The organism is Cupriavidus sp. GW821-FHT02F09 (assembly GCF_059421605.1).
Genome location: NZ_JBWKVH010000091.1, coordinates 1 through 1,676, shown reverse-complemented (window position 1 = coordinate 1,676; position 1,676 = coordinate 1). Strand labels below are relative to the sequence as shown.

The 1,676-nt window shown below is 53.9% G+C and carries 2 rRNA genes (1 of these 2 running past the window's edge); both read left to right on the top strand.

Annotated elements, in window-relative coordinates:
- Window positions 1–1,375 (top strand): 23S ribosomal RNA (locus tag AC07XB_RS38745); it begins 1,258 nt to the left of the window's first position.
- 137 nt (window positions 1,376–1,512) lie between these two features.
- A 5S ribosomal RNA gene (rrf, locus tag AC07XB_RS38740) occupies window positions 1,513–1,625 on the top strand.
- Window positions 1,626–1,676: the final 51 nt, after the last annotated feature.

The window sequence follows — 1,676 nt, the reverse complement described above, 5'->3', positions numbered from 1 at the left end:
ACGTGGGGCGAGCGGCCTAGTGCTGCGAAGCAATTGGAAGTGGTTCCAAGAAAAGCCTCTAAGCTTCAGTCATACGAGACCGTACCGCAAACCGACACAGGTGGGCGAGATGAGTATTCTAAGGCGCTTGAGAGAACTCGGGAGAAGGAACTCGGCAAATTGGTACCGTAACTTCGGGATAAGGTACGCCCTTGTAGCTTGACTGGCCTGCGCCAGGAGGGTGAAGGGGTTGCAATAAAATGGTGGCTGCGACTGTTTAATAAAAACACAGCACTCTGCAAACACGAAAGTGGACGTATAGGGTGTGACGCCTGCCCGGTGCCGGAAGATTAAATGATGGGGTGCAAGCTCTTGATTGAAGTCCCGGTAAACGGCGGCCGTAACTATAACGGTCCTAAGGTAGCGAAATTCCTTGTCGGGTAAGTTCCGACCTGCACGAATGGCGTAACGATGGCCACACTGTCTCCTCCCGAGACTCAGCGAAGTTGAAGTGTTTGTGATGATGCAATCTCCCCGCGGCTAGACGGAAAGACCCCATGAACCTTTACTGTAGCTTTGCATTGGACTTTGAACCGATCTGTGTAGGATAGGTGGGAGGCTTTGAAGCGTGGACGCTAGTCTGCGTGGAGCCGTCCTTGAAATACCACCCTGGTTTGTTTGAGGTTCTAACCTTGGTCCGTGAATCCGGATCGGGGACAGTGCATGGTAGGCAGTTTGACTGGGGCGGTCTCCTCCCAAAGTGTAACGGAGGAGTTCGAAGGTACGCTTGGTACGGTCGGACATCGTACCTAAAGTGCAATGGCAAAAGCGTGCTTAACTGCGAGACCGACAAGTCGAGCAGGTGCGAAAGCAGGACATAGTGATCCGGTGGTTCTGAATGGAAGGGCCATCGCTCAACGGATAAAAGGTACTCTGGGGATAACAGGCTGATACCGCCCAAGAGTTCATATCGACGGCGGTGTTTGGCACCTCGATGTCGGCTCATCTCATCCTGGGGCTGTAGCCGGTCCCAAGGGTATGGCTGTTCGCCATTTAAAGAGGTACGTGAGCTGGGTTTAAAACGTCGTGAGACAGTTTGGTCCCTATCTGCCGTGGGCGTTGGAATCTTGACGGGGGCTGCTCCTAGTACGAGAGGACCGGAGTGGACGTACCGCTGGTGTACCTGTTGTCTCGCCAGAGGCATCGCAGGGTAGCTATGTACGGAAGAGATAACCGCTGAAAGCATCTAAGCGGGAAACTCGCCTGAAGATGAGGATTCCCTGGAGCCTTGAGCTCCTTGAAGGGTCGTTCGAGACCAGGACGTTGATAGGCTGGGTGTGGAAGCGCAGTAATGCGTTAAGCTAACCAGTACTAATTGCCCGTAAGGCTTGATCCTATAACCAGTGTGTTTCTACCTGGTGTGAGTGTCGCGTGCCGCTGCAGCAGTAACAAGGCAGCTTGGCCGATACGCACAACCCCTACTACATCCCTATTCGCTGCGTTGAGCATCCCTCAGCGCGGCCACCGTTTATGCCTGGTGACCATAGCGAGTTGGAACCACCCCTTCCCATCCCGAACAGGACCGTGAAACGACTCCACGCCGATGATAGTGCGGATACCCGTGTGAAAGTAGGTAATCGCCAGGCTCTCCCTTGAAACCCCCCAGTACGAAAGTACTGGGGGGTTTTGCTTTTGCG